Raw genomic sequence first — 6067 nt, 5'->3', positions numbered from 1 at the left:
TATAAAGTTTAAATAAATATGATATTATAGATTCGAAAAGGAGGGAGCAATATTGAAGGAAATACTAAAGCTTAAAAATAAGTCCGGTAATTTAGTTGATGCTAAATTAAGAGTTCTAGATATAAAGGATTTGGACCATATAATGGAACTACAAGATATAATTTTAGAAGGATTAGAAAATAAGGATCTATATGCACCTACAGAAAGAGAAGAGTTTATAAATTACTTAAATAAAGGTGCAAAAATAATAGGTTATACTGATGAAAATGAAGAATTAATAGCTATGGCTGTATATATAAAAAAAGGATATGAAGAAGGTAACTATGGTTACGATCTAGGAATATCAGGAGAAAATTTACTTATGATAGGTCAGGTTGAATCTACAGTAGTTAGAAGTGACTATAGAGGAAATGGCCTACAAAAAATATTATGTGAAAAGATAGAAGAAATAGCAAAAGATGATGAAGTTAAGATACTTACATCCACAGCATCACCATATAATAAATATAGTGTAAATACATTTACTAGTTTAGGATATGAAATAAAGAAAGAAAAATTAAAATATGGTGGACTTAGAAGATATGTAATGGCAAAAACAATTGAGAAGTAAGAATTTAGGTGAAAACTCAGCGGAAGCTGAGTTTTTTTAAAATTAAAGAATGAGAAAATTAAAAAATTAAGGAATGAAAAGATGAATTGTGGAGAAAGTAAGGAAGTGTGGCAAAGGCAATTAACATTTAGCAATTTAGGTTAAAACTCAGTAGAAGCTGAGTTTTTTTATAATGAAAGAATGAAGTAATGAAAAAATTAAAGAATTATAAAGAAAACTCCAGTAGGAGTTTTTAAAAAAATTATTTTAGTAATTTGGAACAAATTACATCCTTGATTATGCATTATTAATTATAAATGTTAGCTTTTTTGTATAAATGTAAATAATATTTAGAATAAAAAAGCTAATAATAGTTATTAATGAATAATTTACTGTTATAAGCTTACAAATACCGAAAAAACAGTTGATTAATTCTTAGTAATTTAGTATGATATAATCAATTCAGAGTGAAATGATATGATTTAATTTAAATATATAATTAAACACAAATAAGGAGATGTAAAAATGAGCGAAGTTTTATTAAATATAAATGGATTAAAAACTGCCGTAGAAGGTAAGGAGATATTAAAGGGATTAGATTTAAAAATCAATAAAGGTGAAATTCATGTTATCATGGGACCTAATGGTGCTGGTAAGTCAACTTTAGCAAATGCTTTAATGGCGCACCCTAGATATGAAAAAGTTGAAGGAGATATTACTTTTGAAGGTGAAGATATAACTGAACTTAAAACTGATGAAATAGCTAAGAAGGGATTATTCCTATCTTTCCAACATCCGGAAGAAGTTCCTGGTATAACTGTTGAAAACTTTATTAGAAGTGCAAAGATAGCAAAAGATGGTCAATTAATTAAGTTTTTAAAGTTCGATAAGGACTTAAAAAACAATATGAAAGAATTAAAGATGGATCAAGAATATGCTAAGAGATATTTAAATGTAGGATTCTCAGGTGGAGAAAAGAAAAAGAATGAAATCTTACAAATGCTTATGCTTAATCCAAAGCTTGCCATATTAGATGAAACAGATTCAGGTCTAGATGTAGATGCCATAAGAGTAGTTTCAGAAGGTATTAAAATGTATGCTAATGAAGAAAATGGAGTTTTAATAATAACTCATAATACTAAGATTTTAGAAAATTTAAAGGCTGACTATGTTCATGTTTTAGTTAACGGAAAAATAGTTAAAACAGGAGATGCAAGTTTAGCAGATGAAATAGATAAGAATGGTTACGAAGCTTTTAAAGTAGAAGCTATGTAAAACGGAGGTGACATGCTTTGGAAATTAAAAAGAAGACTTATGTAGAAGACGTTGAAAGAGGAATCTATGACGTTAAAAATGAAGATAGATTTGAGTTTAAGACTGAAAAAGGCTTAACAAGAGAAATAGTAGAAACTATTTCAAAGGAAAAAAATGAACCAGAATGGATGAGAAATTTTAGATTAAAATCTCTTGATGTATATAATAAAATTAAACTACCTACTTGGGGTCCATCTTTAGATGAACTAGATATGGATAATATAGTTACTTATGTTAGACCTAAGACAAAGTTAAATGAAACTTGGGAAGATGTTCCTGAAGATATTAAGAAGACTTTTGATCTTTTAGGAATTCCAGAAGCAGAAAAGAAGTCTCTTGCAGGGGTTGGAGCTCAGTATGACTCAGAAGTAGTTTACCACAGTATAAGAGAAGATTTAGTTAAACAAGGTGTTGTTTATACTGATATGGAAACTGCTGTTAGAGATTATGAAGATATAGTTAAAGAATATTTTATGAAATGTGTAACACCAAATGATCATAAATTTGCAGCACTACATGGTGCAGTTTGGTCAGGTGGGTCATTTGTTTATGTTCCAAAGGGAATTCATGTAGATATTCCACTACAATCATACTTTAGATTAAATTCACCTGGAGCAGGACAATTTGAGCATACATTAATTGTAGTAGAAGAAGGAGCTAGTTTACACTTTATAGAAGGATGTTCAGCTCCAAAATACAATGTAACTAACCTACATGCTGGTTGTGTTGAACTATTTGTTAAAGAAGATGCTACTTTAAGATATAGTACTATAGAAAACTGGTCAAAGAATATGCTTAATTTAAATACTAAGAGAGCATTTGTTGAAAAGAATGGAAGAATTGAATGGGTATCTGGTTCATTTGGTTCTAGAATATCAATGCTTTATCCAATGAGTGTATTAAAGGGAGAAGGGGCTAGAGCAGAATTTACTGGAGTATCATTTGCAGGTAAAGGACAAAATCTTGATACTGGAGCTAAAATAATTCACGCAGCTCCAAATACATCATCTACTATAAATTCTAAGTCAATTTCAAAAAATGGTGGTGAAGCTACCTATAGAGGAGTAGTTAAGGTAAATGCAAATGCTTATAATTCTAAATCAGTAGTATCTTGTGAATCACTAATGCTAGATAATTTATCTAAGTCAGATACTATACCTGTTATAGACTTAATGAATGATGATGTAGAAATTTCACATGAAGCTAAGATAGGTAAGATTAGTGACGATGCTATATTCTACTTAATGAGTAGAGGTATAACTGAAGAAGAAGCTAAGTCAATGATAGTTAGAGGATTCGTTGAGCCAATATCTAAGGAATTACCATTAGAATACGCAGTAGAGATGAACAACTTAATTAAGCTTGAATTAGAAGGGAGCATAGGATAATGAGTAGTAATATAAGTTTTAATAATATTAATAAGACTCCTGTAAGAACTAAAAGCTGGTTAAAAGTTAATGATGTAACATTAAAGGATTATAATCCTCCAAGAATTGGGGAATTTAATAATTATAAAGTAACTGGTAATGATTTAGATGGAGTTACAATAGAAGAATTTAAAAAAGGAAAGGTATTTCCATTAAATAAGAAATTTAAATATGGAGCATCAGAAGAAATAGTAAATCAAGGTGAATTTGATTTTAATAAGGGCTTCATAATAAATATAGATAAAAGAGCTAAGGTAGATGGATTAATAGAAATTGAATTTAATTTAGATGAAAAAAATAATGCCTTAGTTGACAATATAATAGTAGTTGCAGAAGAGGAATCAGAAGCAAAAATATTAATTAAGTATAATTCAAAAGATGAATCTGAAGGATATCATAATGGAATATGTAAGATATATAGTAAGGACAGCAGTAAGATTCAAGTAGTTAAAGTAAATTTATTAAACCAAAATACAGTAAATGTAGACTCTAATCTTTCAGATATAGGATACTACGGAAAAGTAGATTTTGTTTCAATAGATTTAGGTGGAAGCGTTAGTATTACTAACTACCATGGTGATTTAGCTAAGGAAAGTTCAGAATCAACACTAAGTTCCATCTACCTAGGTGGAGATAAGAAAATTATAGATATGAACTATGTTATGACTCATATGGGTAGAAGAAGTAATTCTGATATTATTACAAGAGGTGCTTTAAAGGGTGAAGCCAATAAGATATTTAGAGGAACTCTTGATTTTAAGAGGGGAGCATCTAGAAGTAAAGGTGAAGAAGATGAATATTGTATGATTTTATCACCTAAGGTAAAAGCTAAAGCTCTTCCATTATTACTATGTGAAGAAGATGATGTATCTGGAGAACACGCAGCAGCTTCAGGTAAGATAGACGAAGATAAGCTATTTTATTTAATGAGTAGAGGATTAGACTACAATGATGCTAGAAGAGTAATCATTGAAGGTGCATTTAACCCTATTATAGATAAGGTTGAAGATGAAGCTACAAGAAATGAAATCTTAGCTACTATAAAGGAAGCATTAGATAATGAATAAAGATTACCTTAAGGATTTTCCAACTTTAAGTAAAGAGAGAAATGGCAAAAGAATAGCTTATTTAGATAGTGCTGCTACTACACAAAAGCCAATAGCTGTAATTGAAGCTATTAAAGATTATTATGAAAAGATAAATGCAAACCCACATAGAGGTGCCTATGAATTAAGCGTACTTGCAACAGAAGCTTATGATGAGGCTAGAGAAAAGGTTAGAAAGTTTATAAATGCAGAGCGTTCTGAGGAAATAATATTTACTAAGAACGCAACTGAGGCCTTTAACTTAGTAGCTATGTCCTATGGAATGAATTTTATAAATGAGGGTGATGAAATTGTTATATCTATAGCTGAGCATCACTCGAATTTAATTCCATGGCAACAAGTAGCAAGAGCTAAGGGTGCAATTTTAAAATATATGTACACAGATGAAAATGGAGAGCTTACAGAAGACGAAATAAAATCTAAAATAACTAATAAAACTAAGATAGTAAGCATTACTCAAGTATCTAATGCATTAGGAACTATTAATCCAGTTAAAGAAATAGCTGAATATGCCCATTCAAAGGGTGCTATAGTTATAGTTGATGGAGCTCAAAGTGTTCCTCATATGAAGGTAGATGTAAGAGATATTAATGCAGACTTCTTAATAATTGCAGGCCATAAATTACTAGCTCCAATGGGGATAGGTGTTTTATATGGTAAGAAAGATTTATTAGAAAAGATGCCTCCTTTAATGTTTGGCGGCGATATGGTAGAATATGTTTATGAGCAAGAAACTACCTTTAATGTATTACCATATAAGTTTGAAGCAGGTACACAAAACGTTGAGGCTGCAGTAGGTTTATCTAAGGCAATAGATTATTTAAATGAAATAGGAATGGAAAATATAGAAAAGCATGAAAAAGAGCTTGTTTCATATGCTTTAGATAAGATAAATAAATTAGATTATGTTAAGGTCTATGGACCAAAAGAAGTAGAAAAGAGGGGTGGAGTAATATCCTTCGAAATAGAAGGTGTTCATCCACATGATGTTGCATCAATCTTTGATACTTTTGGTGTATGTATAAGAGCTGGAAATCACTGTGCACAACCTCTAATGAGATATATGGGAATAAATGCGACATCTAGAGCAAGTATATATTTATACAATGATAAAGAAGATGTAGATAGGTTAGTGGAAGCAATAGAAAAAACATATGAGATGTTCTCAAAATGGAGGTAGAGCAATGGATTTAAATGAGATTTACACAACCCTAATAATGGAACATAGTTCTTCTAAACATAATAGAAGAAAATTAGAAAATCCAGATTTATGTGAAAAGGGTCATAATCCAAGCTGTGGAGATGAAATAGAATTAGAATTAAAGGTTAATGGAGATATTATTGAAGATTTAGCATTTACAGGGCAAGGTTGTGCTATATCTCAAGCATCAACTTCAATGATGATAGACCTTATTAAGGGAAAAGATAAGAAGGAAGCTTTAGAATTAGTTGAAACTTTTATTGGAATGATAAAAAGAGAAATTAATGACGAAGAAGAACTTGAAGCACTTGAAGATGCTATTGTACTTAAGAATATTTCTAATATGCCAGCTAGAGTAAAATGTGCAGTACTTGCATGGCATACTTTAAAAGAAGCATTTAATAAATAAAGCTGTCCTAGGACAGCTTTA

General features: G+C 30.1%; 6 protein-coding genes. All 6 read left to right on the top strand.

Features of this window, described 5'->3' with window-relative positions; translation table 11 throughout:
- Positions 1-52: 52 nt before the first annotated feature.
- Positions 53-610: a GNAT family N-acetyltransferase gene (locus E6248_RS11820; protein WP_316341003.1), complete on the top strand. Its 558-nt coding sequence runs from the start codon at positions 53-55 to the stop codon at positions 608-610.
- A 504-nt stretch (positions 611-1114) separates the two neighbouring features.
- The gene (sufC, locus tag E6248_RS11815) at positions 1115-1864 is read left to right on the top strand and encodes a Fe-S cluster assembly ATPase SufC (RefSeq protein ID WP_316341002.1); all 750 of its coding nucleotides are present in this window, start codon (positions 1115-1117) and stop codon (positions 1862-1864) included.
- Positions 1865-1881: 17 nt separating this feature from the next.
- Positions 1882-3291 (top strand): Fe-S cluster assembly protein SufB, encoded by a 1410-nt coding sequence (gene sufB, locus E6248_RS11810; protein WP_316341001.1) that lies wholly within the window; start codon positions 1882-1884, stop codon positions 3289-3291.
- Positions 3291-4397 carry a Fe-S cluster assembly protein SufD gene (sufD, locus tag E6248_RS11805; RefSeq protein WP_316341000.1) on the top strand — a complete coding sequence of 369 codons (1107 nt, stop codon included), beginning with the start codon at positions 3291-3293 and terminating at the stop codon, positions 4395-4397. Before sufB ends, sufD begins: the two co-directional genes overlap by 1 nt.
- Positions 4390-5616, top strand: a complete 1227-nt coding sequence (locus tag E6248_RS11800; RefSeq protein ID WP_396335151.1) for a cysteine desulfurase — start codon at positions 4390-4392, stop codon at positions 5614-5616. The genes sufD and E6248_RS11800 overlap by 8 nt, the downstream gene beginning before the upstream one ends.
- 4 nt (positions 5617-5620) lie before the next feature.
- Positions 5621-6046, top strand: coding sequence for a Fe-S cluster assembly sulfur transfer protein SufU (gene sufU, locus E6248_RS11795; RefSeq protein WP_316340999.1), 426 nt, complete (start codon positions 5621-5623; stop codon positions 6044-6046).
- Positions 6047-6067: the final 21 nt, after the last annotated feature.

Origin of the sequence: Clostridium sp. (genome assembly GCF_032552055.1) — a bacterium.
Classification (GTDB): Bacteria; Bacillota; Clostridia; order Clostridiales; family Clostridiaceae; genus Clostridium.
This window is presented reverse-complemented; position numbering and strand designations above follow the sequence as displayed.

Bases quoted from the DNA above. Each gene is read 5' to 3' on its own strand.
- sufC (WP_316341002.1), top strand. From the start codon at position 1,115: ATGAGCGAAGTTTTATTAAATATAAATGGATTAAAAACTGCCGTAGAA.
- sufD (WP_316341000.1), top strand. From the start codon at position 3,291: ATGAGTAGTAATATAAGTTTTAATAATATTAATAAGACTCCTGTAAGA.
- E6248_RS11800 (WP_396335151.1), top strand. From the start codon at position 4,390: ATGAATAAAGATTACCTTAAGGATTTTCCAACTTTAAGTAAAGAGAGA.
- sufU (WP_316340999.1), top strand. From the start codon at position 5,621: ATGGATTTAAATGAGATTTACACAACCCTAATAATGGAACATAGTTCT.